This is a genomic window from Ideonella sp. WA131b, assembly GCA_023657425.1.
Lineage (GTDB): Bacteria > Pseudomonadota > Gammaproteobacteria > Burkholderiales > Burkholderiaceae_C > Rubrivivax.
Genome location: JAGTJW010000001.1, coordinates 1,981,255 through 2,003,207, shown reverse-complemented (window position 1 = coordinate 2,003,207; position 21,953 = coordinate 1,981,255). Strand labels below are relative to the sequence as shown.

Genomic DNA, 21,953 nt, shown 5'->3' with positions numbered 1-21,953 from the left:
CTTCGCGAAGGATCGACTCGGGACAGTCATTGATTATAGGGGGGCCGCCTATACTGAACCGATGAGATTCCAAGGCTCCGAACGCTACGTCGCCACGCCCGACCTGATGCTGGCCGTCAACGCCGCCCTCACGCTGAAGCGGCCGCTGCTGGTGAAGGGCGAGCCCGGCACCGGCAAGACGATGCTCGCCGAAGAGGTGGCGCAGGCGCTGGGCATGCCGCTGCTGCAATGGCATGTGAAGAGCACCACCAAGGCGCAGCAGGGCCTGTACGAGTACGACGCCGTGAGCCGGCTGCGCGACAGCCAGTTGCCGGACGCCGACAGTGCCGCCAAGGTGCGCGACATCCGCAACTACATCGTGCAGGGCGTGCTGTGGCAGGCCTTCACGACCGAGCAGCCCGTGGCGCTGCTGATCGACGAGATCGACAAGGCCGACATCGAGTTCCCGAACGATCTGCTGCGCGAGCTCGACCGCATGGAGTTCTACGTCTACGAGACGCGCGAGCTCGTGCGGGCCAGGCACCGGCCGCTGGTGTTCATCACCAGCAACAACGAGAAGGAGCTGCCCGACGCCTTCCTGCGGCGCTGCTTCTTCCACTACATCAAGTTCCCCGACGCCGAGACGATGCAGGCGATCGTCGACGTTCACTTCCCCGGCCTCAAGCGCGAGCTGCTGTCGCGCGCGATGAAGACCTTCTTCGACATCCGCGGCCTGCCCGGGCTGAAGAAGAAGCCGAGCACGAGCGAGCTGCTCGACTGGCTCAAGCTGCTGGTGGCGGAAGACATCCCGCTCGAGGCACTGCAGTCGTCGGACGACAAGGTGGCCATCCCGCCGCTGGTGGGCGCACTGCTGAAGAACGAGCAGGACCTGACGCTGTTCGAGAAGCTCGTGTTCATGCAGAAACACAATCGCTGAGGCAGGCGGTGAGAGGCTGGCCTGAACCGGTCACGCTCGGCGGCCCGCATGCCACGCTCGTGCCGCTGGCGCGCGAGCACCACGACGCGCTGGTGCGCGCGGCGCATGACGGCGAGCTCTGGCGGCTCTGGTACACCGCCGTGCCCTCGCCCGAGGGCATGGCCGCCGAGATCGAGCGCCGCCTGGCGCTGGCCGAGGCCGGTTCGATGCGGCCCTACACCGTGCTCGATGCCGCCGGCACCGTGGTGGGCATGAGCACCTACATGCACATCGACGCGAAGAACCGCCGCGTCGAGATCGGCAGCACCTGGACCGCGCGCAGCGCCCAGCGCACGCCGCTGAACACGCAGTGCAAGCGGCTGCTGCTGGGCCATGCCTTCGAGACGCTGCACTGCATCGCGGTGGAGTTCCGCACGCACCGCCTGAACACGCAGAGCCGCCGCGCCATCGAGCGGCTCGGCGCGCAGCTCGACGGCATCCTGCGCGCGCACCAGATCGGCCCCGACGGCACGCTGCGCGACACCGCCGTCTACAGCATCACCGCGGCCGAGTGGCCCACGGTGCGCTCCCACCTCGACTGGCAACTCATCAAGCCGCGCGACTGAGCGCGCCCCAACCCCGAAGCCAGCCATGGCCACCAAGAGCAGGAAGCCCAGGCCGATCACGGTCGACGACCTCTGGCAGATCGAGCGCCTCGGCGCCCCCAGCCTGAGCCCCGACGGCGCGCAGGCCGTGGCCTCGCTGACGCGCTACTCGATGGACGAGAACAAGGGCTCGACGCAGCTGTGGCTGCTGTCCACGCTCGGCGGCGAGCCGCGGCCGCTGACGGCCTGCGGCGACAAGGACGGCGCCCCGCGTTGGAGCCCGCGCGGCGACCTCATCGCCTTCACCGCGCAGCGCGAGCAGGAAGAGGCCAAGGACGCCACGCCACAGCTGTACGTGATCGCACCCGACGGCGGCGAGGCACGCCGCGCCGCCACCGTGGCGACGGGCGTGGAGGGCTTCCGCTGGATGCCCGATGGCCGGCGGCTCGTGTTCCTGAGCTGGGTGTGGCCCGGGCTCAAGGGCGCCAAGGCGCAGGCCGCGCGCCACAAGGCATTCAGCGAACGCAAGGAAACCGGCTACGCCACCAGCGAGGCCCAGTACCGCCACTGGGACCACAACATGCCGATGGGCCGCGTCGTGCACCTGCACCTGCTCACGCTCGGCGCCGATGGAAACAGCCGCAGGCCGGGCACCGTGCGCGACCTGTTCGAAGGCACGCCCTACGAGCTGCCGCGCGCCGACCCGGACGTCGACCACTTTGACGTCTCGCCCGACGGCCGCCACCTCGTGTTCTGCTTCGACCCGGCGCCCGAGAAGCGCGGCGACGGCCGCCACGCGCTCGTCGAGCTCGACCTGAAGACCGGCCGCTTCGCCACGCTGGCGCAGGACGCGGCCTGGGACTTCGGCGCCCCGCGCTACAGCCCCGACGGCCGCCGCGTCGCTTTCACGGCGCAGCACGTGGGCCGCAAGCACACGATGCCCGAGCAACTGGCGGTGCTCGAACGCGGTGCGAAACCGCGCTGGGACGTGGTCAGCGCCGAGTGGGACCACGCCGTGCAGGCCCCGCTCACCTGGGAGGCCGACGGCAGCGCCGTGCTGCTGCCGGCCGAGCAGAAGGGCCGCCGCCACCTGTGGCGCTTCGACCTCGCCGACCGCCGCGCCGAGATCGTGGTGGCCGGCGGCTGGCTGGGCGCCTACGACAAGGCCGCCGGCACGCTGGTGACGCTGGCCGACAGCGCGCTGCACCCGGCGCGGCTGCACGCGCACGTGCCGGGCGAGGCGCCGCGCCGCCTCGAGCGCTTCAACGACGAGCGGCTGGCGCAATGGGCCTTCGGCAAGGTCGAGGAGGTGTGGGTCCAGGGCGCGCTGGGTGATCCGGTGCAGATGTGGCTCACCTACCCGCCGGGCTTCGACCCCAGGAAGAAGCACCCGGTGATGCACAACATCCACGGCGGCCCGCACACCGGCCCTGGCGACAACTGGCACTACCGCTGGAACACGCAGGTCTTCGCGGCCCAGGGCTACGTGGTGGCCAGCGTCAACTACCACGGCAGCTCGGGCTTCGGCAACGCCTTCCTCGACAGCATCACGCACCGCTGGGGCGAGCTCGAGCTGCAGGACATCGAGGCCGCCACCGACTGGCTGCTGAAGAAGCCCTGGGGCGACCGCCAGCGCGTGTTCGCCTGCGGCGGCAGCTACGGCGGTTACATGGTGGCCTGGATGAACGGCCATGTGAAGCCCGGCCGCTACCAGGCCTACGTGTGCCACGCCGGCTGCTACGACTGGGTGGGCATGTTCGCCGACGACGCCTACCTCTGGCACGCCAAGGAACTGGGCGCCTGGTACTGGGACGACATGGCCCGCGTGCACGGCCAGAGCCCGCATGCCTTCGCGAAGAACTTCCGCACGCCCACCCTCGTGATCCACGGCGCGCTCGACTACCGCGTGCCCGACGCCCAGGGCCTGGCCTACTACCACACGCTGAAGGCGCTGGGGGTGGACGCCCGGCTCTTGTGGTTCCCCGACGAGAACCACTGGATCCTCAAGCCGCGCAACAGCCGGCTTTGGCATGAGGAGTTCTTCGGCTGGCTGGCCGCCCACGACCCGGGCCACGTCCGCGGCGGCGGGCGGACGAAGCGCGCACGCTGATTCGGGTCAACGCGGGTGCGTCGCCACCGCTGTGGCACCAGCGCCCTGCCCCACAATCGGCCTCACGGACGCCCGACCATGCTGATCGACTTCTTCCAGACGCTGCGCGCCGCCCGGCTGAAAGTGTCGGTGACCGAGTACCTCGCGCTGCTTGAGGCGCTGCAGGCCGGCGTCATCGGCCCCTCGGTCGACGAGTTCTACGTGCTCGCGCGCACCGTGCTCGTCAAGGACGAGTCCCAGTTCGACAAGTTCGACCGCGCGTTTTCGGCTTACTTCAAGGGCGTGGAGCTGCTCACCGACTTCACGCAGGACGTGCCGCTGGAGTGGCTGCGCAAGACGCTGGAGCTGGAGCTCACGCCCGAGCAGAAGGCCGCCATCGAGAAGATGGGCTGGGACGAGCTGATGGAGACGCTGAAGAAGCGCTTCGAAGAGCAGAAAGAGCGCCACGAAGGCGGCAACCGCATGATCGGCACCGGTGGCACCAGCCCCTTTGGCGCCCACGGCTACAACCCGCAGGGCATCCGCATCGGCCAGGGCGGCAGCCGCAACAAGAGCGCCGTCAAGGTGTGGGACCAGCGCGCGTACCGCGACTATGACGACACCAAGGAACTCGGCACGCGCAACATCAAGGTGGCGCTGCGCCGGCTGCGGCGCTTCGCCCGCGAGGGCGCCGAGATGGAACTCGACCTCGACGGCACCATCCGCGGCACGGCCGCCAACGCCGGGTGGCTGGACATCCGCATGCAGCCCGAGCGCCACAACAAGGTGAAAGTGCTGCTGCTGATGGACGTCGGCGGCACCATGGACGAGCACGTGCACCGCGTGGAGGAGCTGTTCAGCGCCGCCAAGAGCGAGTTCAAGCACATCGAGTTCTTCTACTTCCACAACTGCGTCTACGACTTCGTCTGGAAGAACAACCGCCGCCGCTTCAGCGAGAAGACCGCCACCTACGATCTGCTGCGCACCTACAACCGCGACTGGAAGCTGGTGTTCGTGGGCGACGCGACGATGAGCCCCTACGAGATCCTGCAGCCCGGCGGCAGCGTCGAATACAACAACGAGGAGCCGGGCGCCGAGTGGCTGCAGCGGCTGACGCACGCCTTCCCGCACCACGCCTGGATCAACCCCGAGCCGCAAGGCGTGTGGGGCTACCGGCAAAGCATCGCCATCGTGCAGCAACTCGTGGGCCAGCGCATGTTCCCGCTCACGCTGGCCGGGCTCGAGGGCGCGATGCGCCTGCTGAGCAAATGAGGCCAGCCAGCGGGTGCCAGACCGCCGGGTCGTGCCTGGGGTGCTTCGCGGCCGTGGTGCTGGCGGCGCTCGTGCTCACCGGGTGCGCCAGCACCCCGGCAGAGCCGCTGGCTGCCGGGCCGACCGCCGGCGCGGTGCCGCGAACCGGGCAGGAAGACATGCAGCAGTCGCCCCTGGTGGGCGCGCGCCCGCAGGTCGACGCACCGGCGCCGCTGAAGGCGCTGCTGGAACGCCACCTCGATCTCGTGCGACTCGGCTCGCTGGCCGGATCGGCGATCGACGACACCGAGTGGACACGCCTGGTCGACGCCAGCCGGAACCAGGTGCGCGAGCTCCTCCAGACCGAGGGCTACTTTGCGCCCGTGGTGCGCATCGATCGGGCACCCGGCGCCGACGGCGGTCGGCCCGACTTCGTCCACATGCGCGTCGAGCCCGGCGTTCAGGCCCGGATCTCCCGCGTCACGCTCGAGGTCGAGGGCGCACTGGAACGTGCCGCCAGCGCCGGTGACGCCCAGGGCCTGGATCTGCTGCAAGCGCTGCGCAGCGGCTGGGAATTGCCCGTTGGCGCCGGCTTCCGCAACACCGCCTGGACCGATGCCAAGGCGGTGGCGCTGTCACGCCTGCGCAGCGCCGGCTACGCCGCCGCGGTGTGGGCCGGCACCGGTGCGGCCGTCAATCCCGACAGCCACGAGGTGCGCTTGTTCCTGGTGGCCGACAGCGGACCGCTGTACCGCCTGGGCAAGCTGCAGATCGAGGGCCTGGTGGCGCAGGATGCCGACACCGTGCGCAACCTTGCGTTCGCTTCCCTTGGCGCACCGGTCACCGAGGCCCTGCTGCTGGACTTCCAGGAGCGCCTGCAGAAGTCCGGCCTGTTCGAGACGGTGGCCGTCACGCTCGACACCGACCCGGGCCAGGCCGAGGCCGCAACGGTGGCGGTGCGCCTGCGCGAGACGCCGCTGCAGAGCTACACCTTCGGCGTCGGTGTCAGTGCCAACACCGGGGCACGCTTCTCGGTTGAGCAGCAACTTCGCCGACCGCTGGGGCTGCCACTGTCGAGCACGCTGCGCATCGAGGTCGGTGACAAGCGGCAGGCCTGGGACGGCGAGATCAGCACACGTCCCGACAAAAAGCTCTACCGCAACCTGCTGGGCGCCGCGGTCGAACGGCTCCGATCGGACAGCGACGTGGTGCTGTCGCAGCGTGTACGACTCGGCCGCACGCAGGACACGCAGCGCGTCGAACGACTCGGTTTCGTCGAGTGGGAGCGCTCCAGCCGCCACACCGACGCAGGCGACCGGAGCGACGCATCGGCGGTGTCGCTCAACTTCCACGGCGGCTGGCGGGGCCTCGACAGCATCGTGCTGCCCACCACCGGTGAGTCCCTGTCGGCCCAGCTCGGCATCGGCCTCAGCGACGGCACCAACGCCACCAAGGGCACCTTTGGCCGCGCCTACGGCAGGCTCACCGTGTACCGACCGCTCGGCCGCGCCCTGTATGCGCAGGCACGCCTGGAGCTGGGCCGTGTGTTCCTGGGGTCCGGCATGGTGGTGCCGGAGTCGCTGCGCTGGCGTGCGGGTGGGGATGAGTCGGTGCGCGGCTACAGCTTCCGCTCGCTGGGCCCGGTGGTCGATGGCGCCGTGGGCGGCGGCGAAGCGCTGCTGACCACCAGCCTCGAGATCGCGCGCCCGTTCCTGGACAGCATGCCCTCGCTGTGGGGCGCGGTGTTCATCGACGGCGGCAACGCCGCCAGCCGCTTCGCGCAGCTCGACCCGGTGTGGGGCTATGGCCTGGGCGTGCGCTGGCGCAGCCCGGTGGGGCCGCTGCGCGTCGACCTCGCCTGGCCCGAAGGCAGCAGCCAGCCGCGGCTGCACTTCAGCATCGGCATCGCGTTCTAGAGGGATGCCGTGAACGACGCGCCGCCCACGTCCAAGGCGCCCCGCGACCCGGCTGCACTGCGCGCCAGCGGCCACGCGCGGCCCTGGCTCACGGCGGCTTCCCTGGGCGTGCCGCTGGCCTGGGTGCTGGCGCTGACGCTGCTGGTGCTCGGCGGCGTCGCCGCCGGCCTGCACTGGGTGTTGCAGAGCGAGGCCGGCACGCGCTGGCTGCTGAAGCAGCTGCCCGGGGTGCAGGTGGAGGGTTGGCAGGGTGCACTTCTGGGCCAGCACTGGCACGCCGAGAGGCTGCGCGTCGAATGGAGCCAGGGTCGCGCCAGCGTCGAGTTGCGCCGGCTGGAGGCTGGCGCGCTGCACTGGCGCTGGCGGCCCGGCGCACAGGCGTGGCTGGGGCTGACCGTCGACGATCTCGCCATAGGCGAGGTGCAGATCACCACCGGTCCGCCGGGGCCGCAGCCTGTCACGCTGCCATCGCACATCGCGCCGCCGCTGGCGCTGGAGCTCGCGCGCGCGCGCATCGGCAGGCTGCAGGTCGACGCGCACCCGGCCGCCACGGCGCTGGCGCTGCAGGGCGTGGTGCTCGATGCACAGCCGGGTGGCGCCCACCGCATCGGGCAGCTGACCGGCAACTGGGCCGGCACGCTGCTCGATCTGAGTGCCCACATCGGCACCGCCGCGCCCCTGCCGCTGGACGTGCAAGCCACCGTGGCGCCGGCCCCGGGCAGCACCCTGCCGCCGTGGACGGCCCGGATCAGCCTGGGTGGGGATGTGGTCCGCACCACCCTGTCGGCGCGGCTCCAGGGACCGGCCACCGCCAGCCGCCCCGGCCCCGAGGCCCAGCTCAGCGCAACGCTGCGCCCGCTCAAGGCCTGGCCGCTGGAGCAGCTGGCGCTGAGCACGCGCGAGCTCGACCTCTCGGCCCTGCACGCCCGTGCGCCGCGCACGCGGCTGTCCGGCGAGGCGCTGCTGCGGCTGGCCGGCCGTGACGCCCCCGCGTCGGCCCGCATCGCGTTGACCAACAGCGCGCCCGGCAGCTGGCAGCAAAGCCGCCTGCCGATCGCGAAGCTGACGGCCGATCTGAGCGGCAACCCCGCCCGCCACGACCGCCTGGAACTGGTGCGTGCCGAGGCGCTGCTGAACGATGGCAGCCGCAGTTCGGGCCGGGTGCAGCTGCAGGCGCTGTGGGAAGGCCCGATGCTCGAGTTGCAGGCCCAGCTCGACAAGGTCACGCCTGGCCGGCTGGACTCGCGCGCCCCGGCGATGACGCTGTCGGGCCCGCTGGAATTGCGCCTGTCGGGGCTGCCCTCGCCCGACCCGGCCGCGGCGGCGGCGCCGACACCGCGGGCCGTGCGGTGGACCTTCGATCTCACCGGCCAGCTCGACGGTGCGCCGCAGGCGGTGCGCCTGAGCTCCAGCGGCGAGGCCGACAGTAACCGGCTCGACATCGAACGCCTGCGCGCGGCCACCGGCGCCGCGCAGGCCGATGCCCAGCTGCGGCTGTCGCGCAGCGGCCCCCGTGCCGACTGGACCTTGGCCACCACCGGCAGCACGATCGACCTTGATCCGACGATCTGGTGGCCGGGCGCCGCTGACGCACCCTGGCGCCGCGGCCCGCACCGGCTGTCGGGTGGCTGGGAGTTCGATGGCCGGCTGCCGGCCGACGCCGCCGCGCTGCCCGCGCTGGAGCTGATGCAGCGACTGGCCGGCAGCGGCCGCGTGCGCCTGCAGGACTCGCTGCTGGCCGGCGTGCCGCTGACGGCCGACGTCACGCTCGACCAGGGGCGCGGCGCCGAAGCCAGCACTACCCTGCTGCGGGCCGAGCTCCGAGCCGGCGGCAACCAGCTGCGCCTCCAAGGGCGGCTTGACCCCCTGGGCGACGGGCGCAACGACCGCTGGAACGCCGAACTTCGGGCCGAGGCACTGCCGACCTTGGCACCGTTTTTTGCACTTCTGCCCGGCGCCCAGGCCTGGGCGCCGCGACGGGGCAGCCTGACGGTGACACTGGGTGCCGAAGGCCGTTGGCCCGCACTGCGCACGACGGGCACCGCACGCCTGTCGCAGCTGCAGCTCGGGCCGCTGACCTTGGCCCGAGGCCGCGCGCAGTGGCAGCTCGATACCGCCAAGGAACAATCGATCGCAGCGGGGGCCGAGCTCACGGGCCTGGAACTGCGCTCAGCGGCCGGCTTGCAGCGCGCCGACTCCCTGCGCGTCGACGTCGCCGGCACCCTGAGCGACCATCGCATCGACATCCGTGCCGCCGCCCCGATGCAGCCGCCACCTGCGCTGATGAAGCTGATCGGGGCCGGCCGCGACGCAGGCACCCGCGCCCAGCTCGTGGCGCGGGGCGGCTGGCGCGAGCGCACCGACGGCGGCGGGCGTTGGCAGGCGCGCATCGAGCGCCTGGCCCTGGGTGCCTGGGATGGCAGCGATGCCGACAGCGCACTGGTGGCCCCCTGGGTGCAGTCCGCGGGCCTGGACGCGACGCTGGATTTTGACCCCGGCTACACGCTGCAGGCCGTGCGCGCCGAGGCCGGCCGGCTGCAGCTGGGAGATGCGCTGGCGCTGCGCTGGGACGCCTTCGAACTGCTGCTCGGCGCGGGGCGCCAGGACCTGCGCCTGCGTGCTGACATCGAAGCCTTCCGGCTGGCCCCGCTGCTGCGACGCCTGGAACCGACCATCGCCTGGAACGGTGACCTGCGCCTGTCCGCGTCGGTCGACGTGCGTGCCGGCGAGCGCTTTGAGGCCGACCTGGTGTTCGAACGCCGCGACGGGGACCTGCACATCGACAGCAGCGAGGGCCTGCTGCGCCTGGGCCTGACCGACGTGCGCCTGGGCATGACGGCACGCGACGGGCGCTGGACGCTGACGCCGCTGTTCCGCGGCAGCAGCCTCGGCGAGGTCTCGGGCAGCGTCGTCGTGCAGACCACGCCGCAGAGCCGTCACCCACCCGGCTGGGCCGCGCTCAGCGGCACGCTGCTGGCCCGCGTGGCCGACATCGGCATCTGGGGCCCCTGGGTGCCGGCAGGCTGGCGGCTGGCCGGGGAGCTCAGTCTGCAGGCGGGCCTGTCGGGCACGCTGGGCCAGCCGCGCCTGACGGGCGACATGAGCGGCCAGCGCATCAGCGTGAGCAACCTGCTGCAGGGCGTCAGCGTCAGCGACGGCACTCTGGCCGTGCGGCTCGACGGCGACCGCGCGCGCATCGATCGGCTCAGCCTGAAAGGCGGCGAAGGCACGCTCAGCATCACCGGCGAGGCCGAGCTGAACCGCCAGCCCCGGGCCCGGCTCGCGGTGGAGGCCCGGCGTTTCCGCGTCATCGGCCGCGTCGACCGCAACGCCGTGGTCAGCGGTGACGCCGTGCTGCAGCTGTCCCACGAGCGCGGGCAGCTCGACGGCCGCTTCAGGCTCGACGAGGGCTTGTACGACGCCAGTCGACGCGACGCGCCCTCGCTGGACGATGATGTGACCGTGCGCCGCCCTGGTGACGAGGAGCCGGCAGTGGGCGAGGAAGCGACGGTGCGGCGGAACTTCGCGCTCAAGCTCGAACTCGACCTTGGCGAGCGGCTCCGCGTGCGCGGCCGCGGCCTCGACACCGGGCTGCGCGGCGAACTTAAGCTCAGCACGCCGGGAGGCCGGCTGGCCATCAACGGCAGCGTGCGCACCGAGCAGGGCACTTACGCGGCCTACGGCCAGAAACTCGTGATCGAGCGCGGCATCCTCAGCTTCGCGGGGCCGCCCGAGGAGCCGCGGCTGGACATCCTGGCGCTGCGGCCCAACATCGACTTGCGGGTGGGCGTGGCCGTCAGCGGCACCGCGCTGGCGCCGCGCGTGCGCCTCTTCTCCGAGCCCGAGATGGGCGAGACCGAGAAGCTCTCCTGGCTGATGCTCGGCCGCGCCCCCGACGGCCTGGGGCGCAACGACACCGCCCTGCTGCAGCGCGCGGCGGTCGCCCTGCTGGCCGGCGAAGGCACGGCGCCGACCGATCAGCTGATGAGCCGCCTGGGCATCGACGACCTGAGCCTGCGCCAGGGCGACAGCGACGTGCGCGAGACGGTGATCATCCTCGGCAAACAGCTCTCGCGGCGCTGGTACCTGGGCTATGAGCGCGGCGTCAACGCCACCACCGGCACCTGGCAGCTCACCTACCGCGTCGCGCAACGCTTCACGTTGCGGGCGCAGAGCGGGCTGGAGAACTCGCTGGACGCCATCTGGACCTGGCGCTTCCAGGAGACGCCGGCCGATGCAGCCATGAGAAAATCCACCGTCACGCCGCGCCAGCCGGCCGTGCCATAGCTCGTCAACCCGCCGTAGTTCAATGGATAGAACGGGCGCCTCCTAAGCGCCAGATGCAGGTTCGATTCCTGCCGGGGGGACCATGTCTGACTGTCTGGAGATCTTGTTCACCCGGGACGCATACCCAACACCATGACGGTGGACAGCCTTCCGTACCGCTAGGTCGCGCGCAATGAAGCCATCACCAGCCTGCTGGCAAAGTGTTCCGTGCCCGAGGCTCACCAAGTCGGAGCCGGACGTTCAGCCATGATGGACAAGCGCGGTGAAAGCGTTCAGATGACGACCATCTGACATCTGCCCAGCACAGCCGGCGCATCGCGGATCCCTGGATGAAACCACAGTCCCCCCCCCACGCTCCTAGGGTGTCGAGGTGTAGGATCGCCTGTCTCTAGGGGCTGGTCCCTAGCCCTGTAGAGAACGTCAGGCCCCAGGATGGGTCCTAGTGGTTCTACCCCCTAACCGGAGACGCAGATGAAGTACAGGGCTGGCCTTCCAGGCTGGAAGCTGTTCGCCCGCGCCGGCGGGACCGTCGTGGTGCGTGTTGATGTCATGAAGGACGACGAGGCGGGCGTTTTCGTTGCTCGCAGCCGCGACCTTGATGGCCTCGTGGTCGAGGCCCCAACCCTGGACGAGTTGCGGCAAGAAGTCATCGGGGCCACCTCGCACTTGCTCGAGATAGCAATGGATGGGCAGCATGCCCGCGCAAAGACTGATATCCGCATGTCGGACTCAGTTCTTTGTGCTGCATGAATGGGTTCTACAAGGCTGTGATTGAGCAGCTAAAGGCCCACGACTATCGCTTCAAGTGCAATGGCAAGGGCTCTCACGAAATCTGGACCAACGGCAAGCGAAACCAGACGGTGCCGTTTAACTGCGCGTCCAGACACACCGCAAACGAAATCATGAAGCAGGCTGGTATCAACCACAAGTTCGGTTGACCCTGGTCTGCGAGCCCGGAGCCCGCTCCGGCGGGCTTTTGCGCGCGAATAATCCCGCGATTTCTGGTGCCCCTTACAGGCTCTCCTGAGATTTGAGTGGGTAGCCTGGGGGCCGACCGAGTCCCGAAGACGTCGCCTGTATGGACATCCCCCACCCCCAGCCCCGCCCCCGAGGGCGGGGGGGTCCTCGCCGCCGGACGGGCTCGGGAGCCAGGCGCCGCAAGGCTTTGCCTGGCCCGAGTCCTGGAGCGTAGAGGCGGATTCGGCCGCGTCAAGGGTCCGCTGCGCCGGGCTTCGCCCGCCCTTGACCCACCCGAATCCACCCACTCGAAATTCAAGAGAGGCACTTCATGGGACTTGTGGCCCGCCCGTGGGACAACATCTAGCGCAAGTTGTTGATTTACTTGTTCTCTACTGATTCCTCATTCCCTGCCGGGGAGAGCACAAAGATCAAGATGCCCGCGGAACTTGTGGCGCTGCTGGCTCAGATGGCGCGAGCCGCCAAGGCCGCAGCCCGAGGCTGTGGCGCGGCGGCCATGGCCGCCAGGTACTCGGCCTCGACCTCGCGTGCGATGCGGCCCCAGTCGAGCTTGAGCGCCGCCTGCCGCGCCCCGGCGCCCAGCGCGCGCGCCTCGCCCAGCGCGCCGGCCAGCCGGGCCGCGGTGGCGCAGAAACCGGCTTCGTCGCCGACACGCGCCAGGAGTCCGTTGTGGCCGTGGTGCACCAGCTGGGCGGCGGCGGCGCAGTCGAAGGCCAGGACCGCCAGGCCGCTGGCCATGGCCTCGGGCAGCACGTTGCCCCAGGTCTCGGTGACGCTGGGGAACAAGAACACGTCGGCGCTGGCGTAGTGCGCGGCAAGCGCAAGGCCCCGCTGCAGGCCGGCGAAGTGCGCCTGCGGGCAGCGCTGCTGCATCGCCATGCGCGCCGGCCCGTCGCCCACGAACACCAGCTTCACGCGCGGGTCGCGCTGCTGCATGGCCGCGTGGGCGGCGAGCAGCGTCTCCAGGTTCTTCTCCGGCGCGATGCGGCCCACGTGCACGGCCACCATGTCCAGGGGACCGACACCCCATTGCCGCCGCAAGTCCTCGCTGCGATGCGCAGGGTTGAAGAGGCCGGTGTCGACGCCGCGCGAGACCACGCGCAGGTTCGCGTAACCCTCGGCCAGCAGCTCGGCACGCAGGGCTTCGGTCGGCACCATCGTGCAGGCCGTGCGGTTGTGGAACTTGCGCAGGTAGCCCATGATGGGCCGCTGCAGCCAGGCCACGCCGTAATGGCGGCTGTAGGCCTGGAAGTTGGTTCGGAAGTCCGACACCACCGGCAGGCCCAAGGCCATCGCCGCCTGCAGCGCACTCCAGCCCAGCGGGCCCTCGGTGACGATGTGCACCACATCGGGCCGTCGCAGGCCCCACTGGCGCAGCAGGGCACGGCGCGCCGGCAGGCCCATCTTCAGTTGCGGGTAGCGCGGGATGGGCAGGCCCCGCATCAGCACCTCGGCGTAGCCCGGCTCGTCGGCGGCGGTGTCGCTGAGCTGCTGACGCGGGCGCAGCACCTGCAGCTCGTGACCACGCTCGCGCAGCTCGGCCACGACGCGCGCGGCCGTCGTCGCCACGCCGTTGACCTCGGGCGGCCAGGTCTCGGTGACCACGGCCACGCGCAAAGAGCGCCTCGACGGCAGGTAGGCATCCACGGTGAGCTCGTCGTCGCGGGGCGCTGTCATGTGCGCATCGTGAGTCGCTTGCGCAACAGCCTGATGACAGGCAGGGTGACGCCTCGCCGACATCAAAGCGTCACCCCGGTTTCACCACCGACGGTCACCATCCCGACACCGTTCCACCGACTTGGAGTGCGATGCCATGAGTGCTTTCTTCGACACCGTCAAAACCCAGCGCTGGGACGACCACCGCTACTACCACCAAAGCCGCATCAACCAGTCACTGCACTTCGTGAGCGCGCTGAGTTTCCTCATCGCCTATGCCGTGGTGTTCTTCGATCCCGCTCTGGCCGCGCTCATCGGCTGGGGCATCGGCATGACGACGCGTCAGTCAGGCCACTTTTTCTTCGAGCCCAAGGGCCACGACCACGTCAATGACGCCAGCTTCGAGCACAAGGAGGCCATCAAGGTGGGCTACAACCTGCGCCGCAAGGTGGTGCTGCATGCGGCGTGGCTGGCGATCCCGGTGGTGCTGTGGCTGACGCCCTCGCTGGGCGGGCTGATCGAGCCGGCCTCCGCCGAGCAAGGCTGGCAGGGCTGGCTGCGCGACGTGGGCATGGCCTGGTTCGCGTTGGGCGTGGCCGGGCTGCTGTTCCGCACGGTGCAGCTCTTCTTCATCAGCAGCGTGACCGAGGGCCTGGCCTGGGCGACGAAGATCCTCACCGATCCCTTCCACGACGCCTTGCTCTACCGCCACGCGCCGCTGGCGCTGCTGCGCGGCGAACTGCTCGACCCCATGCACCACGTGCGCAGCCCGCGCTGAGCGCCCAGGCCCGCTGGGGCCGTGGCGCTCAGACCCTGCTCAGGCGCCGGGCCAGGGCCTCGCGCAGCACGCTCCGGCGGATGGCCTCGTTGCTGGCCGCCGGCCCGCGCCACCACCAGCCGTCGGCCTGCATGGCCTGCGCCGCCGCCACGAAGCGCGTGCAGACCTCGTCGAACTCGGCCTCGCTGAAGTTGTGGCTGAAGATCAGCCGCCCGCTGCCCACCCAGCTGAGCAGCAGCCGCTCGCGCCGCAGGTAGAACTGCAGCATCCAGTTGTAGCGGCTGGGCTCGGTGTAGGTCACGGTGAACACGCTGGCGAGGTTGGCCACGCGCACCGGCACGCCGGCCTCGACGAGCTGAGCGTTCAGCCGGGCAGCGCGCGCGTCCCAGGTGGCGTCCAGGTCGGCCAGCATGGCCTTCACGGGCGCGCTGTGCAGCCGCTCCAGGAACACCTGCATCGCCCCCATTACCGCCGGGTGGGCGTTGAAGGTGCCGCGCGCAAAGCAGATGTCGGCGGGGCGCTCCTCGCGGTAGCGCTTCATCAGGTGCGCCTTGCCGCAGACCACGCCCACCGGGAAGCCGCCGCCGAGCGTCTTGCCGTAGGTCACCATGTCGGCCTGCACGCCAAAGTAGGCCTGCGCGCCGCCCACGCCGAGGCGGAAACCCATGAAGACCTCGTCGAAGATCAGCACGATGCCGCGCGCCGTGCACACCTCGCGCAGTTCCTTCAGCCACGCCACCGTGGCCGCCTTGTCGTAGGCCGCCGCACGGCCGCTGTCGATGAGGCTGCTGTCGCCCGGCGCGGCCTTGTTCGGGTGCAGCGCCTGCAGCGGGTTCACCAGCACGCAGGCGATGTCCTTGCGGGTGCGCAGCACACGCAGCGTGTCGGCGTCGCGTTCCTTCAGCGTGTAGACGTTCTTTGGCGGCATCGGGTTGCCGGGGCCGGGCTGCACGTCTTCCCACCAGCCGTGGTACGCGCCGCTGAAGCGCACGAGGTGCGTGCGCTTGGTGTGATAACGCGCCAATCGCGCGGCCTGCATCACGGCCTCGGTGCCGCTCATGTGGAAGCTCACCTCATCGAGCCCGCTGATGGCCTTCAGCTGCTCGGCGTTCCAGGCCACGGCCGGGTGGTAGTGGCCGAGCACCGGGCCGAGATCGGCCGTGCGCGCCAGGCCCTCGGCCATGCAGGCCTTGTAGAAGTCGGCCCCGAAGAGGTTGACGCCGTAGGACCCGGTCAGGTCGATGAAGACCTCGCCGTCGAGGTCGGTGATCGTGATGCCGTCGCTGCGCTGCACGAAGCTGCCGAGTGCAAGCCGCTCGCGCAGGTAGGGGCTGAACTGGAAGGGCACGCGGTAGGCGCCGGTGAACTGCAGGTCGCTGATGGCCGGGCGCGCCCGCTTCGTCATCGCCGCGCTCTGCGCATGGCGGCTGTTCAGCGTGGCCACCAGGTGGCCGAAGCCGGCGCGGCGCTGGGCCACCACCTCGGCCGGTGCCTCGTCGGCGGCGAAGAAGCGCGCCTCGTCGTAGGCATAACCCGGCAGCAGCCGCGCCACACGCTGCGCCATGCGCGAGTGGCCGGTGAGCGACGGGTGCTTGGCCAGCGACAGCTGCAGCCGGCGGTGCGCCCGTGGCACCAGAGCCACGGCGGCGGCGGCGGCGGCGAGCCAGGTCAGGGTGAGCGGATCGGTCATGGTGGCGTCATGGCTTCGTCGTGAGCCCGTCGAATGCAGCAGGCAGCATGGTCGTGTCGAAGCCAAGACAACACGATGAACGCCACACGACGACTCCGCGACAGACTGCTGCTGCAGGAAGACCTCAACTTCCTGCTCACCAACCGCGTGCCGCGCCACGCGCTGACGCACTTCATGGGCTGGTTCAGTGGCCTGCGCCAGCCCTGGCTCGTGAAGTGCTCGGTGGCGGTGTGGCGCCTGTTCACCGAGCTCGACCTGGCCGAGGCCAAGAAGACGCGCTTCAACAGCCTGCACGAGGTGTTCACGCGCGAACTGAAGGACGGCGCACGCCCCATCGACACCCGCTCCGAGGTGCTGGCCAGCCCCTGCGACGCCATCGTCGGCGCCTGCGGCCACGTGCAGCAGGGCCAGGTGCTGCAGGCCAAGGGCATGCCCTATCCGCTGCACGAGCTGCTCGGCAGCGCCGCCGAAGCCACGGCCTGGGAGGGCGGCAGCTACCTCACGCTGCGCCTGACCTCGTCGATGTACCACCGCTTCCACGCGCCGGCCGACGCTTTGGTCGAGCATGTGCGCTACATCAGCGGCGACACCTGGAACGTGAATCCGATTGCGCTCAAGCGCGTCGAGCGGCTGTTCTGCCGCAACGAGCGGGCGGTGCTGAACATGCGGCTGGGGGGTGGCGCTGAGGGCCACCGGCTGGCGGTGGTGCCGGTGGCGGCCATCCTGGTGGCCAGCCTTCGGCTGCACTTCCTGAACCTGCGGCTGCACCTGCGCTACGGCGGCCCGGCCGAACTGCCCTGCCAGGCACTGGTGAAGAAGGGCGAGGAGCTCGGCTGGTTCGAACACGGCTCCACGATCATTGTCTTCGCGCCCCCGGGTTTTGCGCTGGCCGACGGTGTGGAGCCGGGTGCGCGTGTGCGCATGGGCCAGGCGCTGATGACGCTGCCGGCCTGCAGCGACTGAGATGAACTCCGACACCACCCCCCGCGTCGACCTCGTCTGGTTCAACGCCGGCGGCGGCCACCGCGCGGCAGCGCTGGCGCTGGAGCAGGTGATGCGCGAGCAGGGCCGGCCGTGGACGGTGCGGCGCGTGAACCTCACCGAGGTGCTGGACCCCACCGCCCTGTTCCGCCGCACGCTCGGCTTCGAGCCCGAGGACCTGTACAACAAACGCCTGGCCAGCGGCTTCACGCTCGGCTTGGCGCAGGAGCTGAAGTTGCTGCAGGCCGGCATCCGTCTGGCGCACCAATCCCTGGTGCAACGCCTGGCCGCGCACTGGCACCGCACCGCACCCGACCTGGTGGTGTCGCTGGTGCCCAACTTCAACCGCGCGCTGCACGACAGCCTGGCGCAGGCGCGCCCGGGCGTGCCCTTCGTGACGGTGATGACGGATATGGCCGATCACCCGCCGGCGTTCTGGATCGAGCCCACGGTGGCGCAGCACCTGGTGTGCGGCACCGCGCACGCGGTGCAGCAGGCCCTGGCCGCCGGCCTGCCGCCGGGGCGCGTGCACCGCGCCAGTGGCATGGTGCTGCGGCCCGAGTTCCACGCCGCGCCACTGGGCGACCGAAGCTCGGATCGGAGCGCCGAGCGCGCGATGGTCGGCCTCGACAACCACACGCCCACCGGCCTGGTGCTCTTCGGCGGCACCGGCTCGCGTGTGATGACGCGCATCGCCCGCGCCCTGCCCGACACGCCGCTGGTGCTGATGTGCGGCCGCAACGAATCGCTGGCCGCGGCCCTGCGGGCGCAGCCGGCGCGCGCCCCGCGTGTGGTGGTGGGCTTCACCGCCGAGGTGGCGCGCTGGATGCGGCGCTGCGACTTCTTCATCGGCAAGCCCGGCCCGGGTTCCTTGAGCGAGGCGGTGTCACAGGGCCTGCCCGTCATCACCACGCGCAACGCCTGGACGATGCCGCAGGAACGCTGGAACACCGAGTGGGTGCAGCAGCACGGCCTGGGCCTGGTGCTGCGGCGCTTTGCCGAGGTCGACGAGGCCGTGCCGCAGCTGCTGGCCGAGCTGCCCGCGTACCGCCAGCGGGTGCAGGCGCAGCGAAACGCAGCCGTGTTCGAAGTGCCGCAGATCCTGGAGCGCATCCTGCGCGAGGCCCCGCCGACCCCCGCGCGAGAGGCCGCGTCATCGGCCTGACGCGAGCGAGTCACAGCGGCGTCGCGCACAGGCCTCAGCATGCCCGCATGCGCCGTGATGACATTGCCGCCCTCGCCGCCCAGCCCCTGCCCGCCGCAGCGGACGACGAACCCGGCGACCGCGGCGAACGGATCTCGGTGCGCACCGCGTGGATCTCCGACGTGCACCTGGGCACGCCCGGCTGCCAGGCCACCGCGCTGCTGGACTTTCTGCGCACCGTGGACTGCGAGACGCTGTACCTGGTGGGCGACATCATCGACGGCTGGCAGCTGCGCCGCAGCTGGTATTGGCCGCAGGCGCACAACGACGTCGTGCAGAAGCTGCTGCGCAAGGCGCGCAAGGGCACCCGGGTGGTGTTCGTGCCGGGCAACCACGACGAGTTCGCGCGCAAGTACCTGAACCACAACTTCGGCGGCGTCGATGTCGTCGAAGAGGCCATCCACGAGCTGGCCGATGGCCGCAAGCTCTGGGTGACCCACGGCGACTACTTCGACGGCGTGATCCAGTGTGCCAAGTGGCTGGCCTACGTGGGCGACTCGGCCTATGAACTGACGCTGCGACTGAACCGCCACTTCAATTCGCTGCGCGCACGCCTGGGCCTGCCGTACTGGAGCCTGAGCAAGTACCTCAAGCTGAAGGTCAAGCGCGCCGTCAGCTTCATCGGCGACTTCGAAACCGCGGTGGCCCGCGAGGCCCGCGCCAAGGGCGTGCACGGCGTCGTCTGCGGCCACATCCACCATGCCGAGATGCGCATGATCGACGGCGTGCTGTACTGCAACGACGGCGACTGGGTCGAGAGCCTCACGGCGCTGGTGGAGCACGGCGACGGGCGGCTGGAGATCCTCGACTGGTCGGCCCGCGGGCGGGCCGCGAAGGCCGGCGCCGAGCCCGTGGCCACTGGCGCTGTCGAGCCTGAGACGGTCATCGTGGCTTCTTGAGCCGTCGCTGCAGCAGCGGGGCGATCGGAGGCACCAAGCGTCTCGCACCCGAGACGCCGCACGCCATGTCAGCCCACTGCTGCCCCGTCCACAGGGAACCCGCCGTCGACCCGGCGCATCGCCGCGCGTTGTGGGTGGCGCCAGGCCCGGGCCGAGTTGCGCGGCGAGCCGCCGGCACAGTGATGCCGTCGAGCGGCCTGCTCCTCACTCGGTGTGGGCTTCGGCCTGCATGGCCAGCGCGCCCTCGAAGTCGCGAGCCCACAGCGCCACGCGGCCATCGGCCAGCGCTCGGCCGCAGACGTGGAAGCGGTGGATGTCGAACAGCGGCCGCATGGCGGTGAAGGCGAAGCGGGTGATGCGCGCGGCGGGCTGCGCTTGCCGCAGCAGATCGAGCAGCAGCGTGGCAACAAGCGGGCCGTGCACGACGAGGCCCGGGTAGCCCTCGACGCCGGTGACGTAGGCGCGGTCGTAGTGGATGCGGTGGCCGTTGAAAGTGAGCGCGCTGTAGCGGAACAGCAGCACGGGGTCGGGCACGATCTCGCGCTCGAAAGTGGCGTCGGTGGGCGCGGGCTGCGGTGGCGGCAGCGGCGAGCCGGGCGCGGGCAACTCGCGGTAGACGATGTCGTGCTCTTCGGTGAGGGCCAGGCCGCGCGGGCCCGAGACCTCATGCCGCACCGTCACGAACACCAGCGTGCCGCTGCGGCCGGCCTTGGCGTCGACGCGCGTGATGCGCGACTCGCGCGTGATCGCGTCGCCCACGCACAGCGGCTGGTGAAACTCGAAGCGGCCGCCGGCCCACATGCGGCGCGGCAAGGGCACGGGCGGCAGCAGGCCGCCGCGGCGGGCATGGCCATCGGGGCCGATCTCGCCCTGGCGGGCCCGCGGCAGGAAGTACAGCCAGTGCGCCAGCGAAGCGATGGCCTGGCCGGCGGCCGGCACGGCATCGTCGCGGTCCAGCAGCACAGCCAGGCCGGCCAGGGGGGCGGCCGTCACCGTGTCGTGGCGGTGTTCGCTGCGGCCCACCCACTGGCGCCAGTGGGCCAGCGAGGTGGCGAGATCGTCGGTGGATGGCGGGATGGTCATGGGTGAGGGGCGCCGCAGCGCAGCGCGGCATCTTGCCACCGGCCCGCGCCAAGCCTGCCTAGACTCGGGCCACAAGCCGATCAGGAGACCCGACATGACCATCCGCGCCGCCGTGCTCGAGACCATGGGCCTGCCCGCCCCGTATGCCGAGAGCCGGCCGTTGAAGATCCGCGACATCGAGCTCGACGATCCCGGCCCCGGCGAGGTGCGCGTGCGCGTGCTGGCGGCCGGGCTGTGCCACAGCGACCTGTCGGTGATCAACGGCGACCGGCCGCGGCCGCTGCCGATGGTGATCGGCCACGAATCGACCGGCGAGGTGCTGCAGCTCGGCCCTGGCGTGCACGACCTGGCGGTGGGAGACCGCGTGGTCATGGTCTTCATGCCCAGCTGCGGCGGCTGCCTGCCCTGCCAGGAAGGCCGGCCTTCGCTGTGCGAGCCCGGTGCGGCCAGCAACGGCGCCGGCACCCTGCTGGGCGGCATGCGGCGGCTGCGCCTGAACGGGCAGCCGCTGAACCACCACGTCGGCGTGAGCTGCTTTGCCGAAGAGTGCGTGGTGTCGCGGCGCTCGTGCGTGCGGGTGGACGCGTCCTTGTCGCCCGCCGAGGCGGCCCTTTTCGGCTGCGCGGTGCTCACCGGCGCCGGGGCTGTGTTCAACACGGCGCGGCTGCCCGCGGGCAGCACGGCCGCGGTCGTCGGACTCGGCGGCGTGGGCTTCTCGGCGCTGTTGGCGGCGGTGGCCAGCGGCGCGCGCGAGATCGTGGCCGTGGATCTGTCGGACGACAAGCTGGCGCTGGCCCGCGAGCTGGGCGCCACGCTCACCGTGAACGCGCGCGACCCCGATGCCGCCGCACAGGTGCGCTCGGCCACGAACGGCGGCGTCGACTGCGCCTTCGAGATGGCCGGCGCCATCGCCGCCATGGAGCTGGCCTGGGCCATCACGCGGCGCGGCGGCAGCACCATCAGCTCGGGCCTGCCACACCCGGACCGGCGCTTCGCGCTGCCGCCCGTGCAGATGGTGGCCGAAGAGCGCACGCTGCGCGGCAGCTACCTCGGCTCGGGCGTGCCCGCGCGCGACCTGCCGCGCTACATCGAGATGTACCGCCGCGGCCAGCTGCCGGTGCATCGGCTGATGGGCGAGCAGCTCGCGCTCGGCGACATCAACCGCGGCCTCGACCGCCTGGCCACGGGGCAGGCGATGCGCGACGTGGTGATGTTTTAGTGGGGCGGTGTCTGGTGTGCTGCTCTGTCTTGAGCTTGTCGAGGCAGGGCAATCGTGGGCGGCGAGAGCGTGCGTCTGCTGACGAGCGGCAGGTCTCTGCACGGCCCGGAGCGGCATTTCAGGCAGCCCTCTCGTCCTCCTCCGTTCGGGCTGAGTCCTTCGACAGGCTCAGAACACGCCTGTCGAAGCCCTCCCCTCAGCATCGCGCATCGCGGCAGGCGGTACAGGGTGCGAGGGTTCGGTCCGAAAGCCAACCCCGGTTGTTGCAAAGGGCTGTGCGGGCGGGGGCTGCGGCGTGATCTTGAAGCGCCGAGCAGCGCAGAGTTCATGGCCGCGCGCGCAGCGCGCTTCGTGAACTGACTCGCCGCAACTGTTCGAGCGCAGCGGGCGCAGCCCGCGTAGCGAGTTTTGCGGCGGGCCAT

At 70.8% G+C, this 21,953-nt stretch carries 16 protein-coding genes and 1 tRNA gene; 14 read left to right on the top strand and 3 right to left on the bottom strand.

Annotated features, from left to right (window positions below; translation table 11 throughout):
• Positions 1 to 61: 61 nt before the first annotated feature.
• From KA711_09245 to KA711_09205, 9 genes are all read left to right on the top strand, one after another.
• The gene (locus KA711_09245) at positions 62 to 916 is read left to right on the top strand and encodes a MoxR family ATPase (protein MCM0609165.1); all 855 of its coding nucleotides are present in this window, start codon (positions 62 to 64) and stop codon (positions 914 to 916) included.
• Positions 917 to 924: 8 nt separating this feature from the next.
• The gene (locus tag KA711_09240; GenBank protein MCM0609164.1) at positions 925 to 1,521 is read left to right on the top strand and encodes a GNAT family N-acetyltransferase; all 597 of its coding nucleotides are present in this window, start codon (positions 925 to 927) and stop codon (positions 1,519 to 1,521) included.
• A 25-nt stretch (positions 1,522 to 1,546) separates the two neighbouring features.
• Positions 1,547 to 3,610, top strand: coding sequence for a S9 family peptidase (locus KA711_09235; GenBank protein ID MCM0609163.1), 2,064 nt, complete (start codon positions 1,547 to 1,549; stop codon positions 3,608 to 3,610).
• A 78-nt stretch (positions 3,611 to 3,688) separates the two neighbouring features.
• Positions 3,689 to 4,861, top strand: a complete 1,173-nt coding sequence (locus KA711_09230; protein MCM0609162.1) for a VWA domain-containing protein — start codon at positions 3,689 to 3,691, stop codon at positions 4,859 to 4,861.
• On the top strand, positions 4,858 to 6,756 hold the full coding sequence (locus KA711_09225) for a BamA/TamA family outer membrane protein (protein ID MCM0609161.1): 1,899 nt from the start codon (positions 4,858 to 4,860) through the stop codon (positions 6,754 to 6,756). The genes KA711_09230 and KA711_09225 overlap by 4 nt, the downstream gene beginning before the upstream one ends.
• Before the next feature lie 9 nt (positions 6,757 to 6,765).
• Entirely contained in the window at positions 6,766 to 11,043 is a 4,278-nt protein-coding gene (locus tag KA711_09220; GenBank protein ID MCM0609160.1) for a translocation/assembly module TamB domain-containing protein, read from the top strand.
• Positions 11,044 to 11,051: 8 nt separating this feature from the next.
• Positions 11,052 to 11,126 (top strand) — tRNA-Arg (locus KA711_09215).
• Positions 11,127 to 11,514: 388 nt separating this feature from the next.
• Positions 11,515 to 11,793 carry a DUF1902 domain-containing protein gene (locus KA711_09210; GenBank protein ID MCM0609159.1) on the top strand — a complete coding sequence of 93 codons (279 nt, stop codon included), beginning with the start codon at positions 11,515 to 11,517 and terminating at the stop codon, positions 11,791 to 11,793.
• Entirely contained in the window at positions 11,790 to 11,981 is a 192-nt protein-coding gene (locus KA711_09205; GenBank protein MCM0609158.1) for a type II toxin-antitoxin system HicA family toxin, read from the top strand. Before KA711_09210 ends, KA711_09205 begins: the two co-directional genes overlap by 4 nt.
• A gap of 484 nt (positions 11,982 to 12,465) precedes the next feature.
• Here KA711_09205 and KA711_09200 read toward each other — a convergent pair whose 3' ends face one another.
• The gene (locus tag KA711_09200; GenBank protein MCM0609157.1) at positions 12,466 to 13,698 is read right to left on the bottom strand and encodes a glycosyltransferase family 1 protein; all 1,233 of its coding nucleotides are present in this window, start codon (positions 13,696 to 13,698) and stop codon (positions 12,466 to 12,468) included.
• A gap of 136 nt (positions 13,699 to 13,834) precedes the next feature.
• Between KA711_09200 and KA711_09195 the strand changes: the two genes are divergently transcribed.
• Positions 13,835 to 14,455, top strand: coding sequence for a hypothetical protein (locus tag KA711_09195; protein MCM0609156.1), 621 nt, complete (start codon positions 13,835 to 13,837; stop codon positions 14,453 to 14,455).
• A gap of 28 nt (positions 14,456 to 14,483) precedes the next feature.
• Here KA711_09195 and KA711_09190 read toward each other — a convergent pair whose 3' ends face one another.
• Positions 14,484 to 16,145, bottom strand: a complete 1,662-nt coding sequence (locus KA711_09190; protein MCM0609155.1) for an aminotransferase class III-fold pyridoxal phosphate-dependent enzyme — start codon at positions 16,143 to 16,145, stop codon at positions 14,484 to 14,486.
• Positions 16,146 to 16,220: 75 nt separating this feature from the next.
• On the opposite strand from KA711_09190, the gene psd reads away from it, so the two are divergent.
• Genes psd through KA711_09175 form a run of 3 tightly spaced genes read left to right on the top strand, consistent with a single transcriptional unit; the run spans position 16,221 to position 19,229 of the window.
• On the top strand, positions 16,221 to 17,108 hold the full coding sequence (psd, locus tag KA711_09185) for a phosphatidylserine decarboxylase (protein ID MCM0609154.1): 888 nt from the start codon (positions 16,221 to 16,223) through the stop codon (positions 17,106 to 17,108).
• 1 nt (position 17,109) lies between these two features.
• A complete protein-coding gene (locus tag KA711_09180; GenBank protein MCM0609153.1) occupies positions 17,110 to 18,291 on the top strand; it encodes a galactosyldiacylglycerol synthase in 1,182 nt (393 codons plus the stop codon).
• Positions 18,292 to 18,338: 47 nt separating this feature from the next.
• Positions 18,339 to 19,229 carry a UDP-2,3-diacylglucosamine diphosphatase gene (locus KA711_09175; GenBank protein ID MCM0609152.1) on the top strand — a complete coding sequence of 297 codons (891 nt, stop codon included), beginning with the start codon at positions 18,339 to 18,341 and terminating at the stop codon, positions 19,227 to 19,229.
• Positions 19,230 to 19,433: 204 nt separating this feature from the next.
• Here KA711_09175 and KA711_09170 read toward each other — a convergent pair whose 3' ends face one another.
• Entirely contained in the window at positions 19,434 to 20,312 is an 879-nt protein-coding gene (locus KA711_09170) for a MaoC family dehydratase N-terminal domain-containing protein (GenBank protein MCM0609151.1), read from the bottom strand.
• Positions 20,313 to 20,406: 94 nt separating this feature from the next.
• Between KA711_09170 and KA711_09165 the strand changes: the two genes are divergently transcribed.
• Complete coding sequence (locus KA711_09165) at positions 20,407 to 21,531, top strand: zinc-dependent alcohol dehydrogenase family protein (GenBank protein MCM0609150.1); 1,125 nt, start codon at positions 20,407 to 20,409, stop codon at positions 21,529 to 21,531.
• Positions 21,532 to 21,953: the final 422 nt, after the last annotated feature.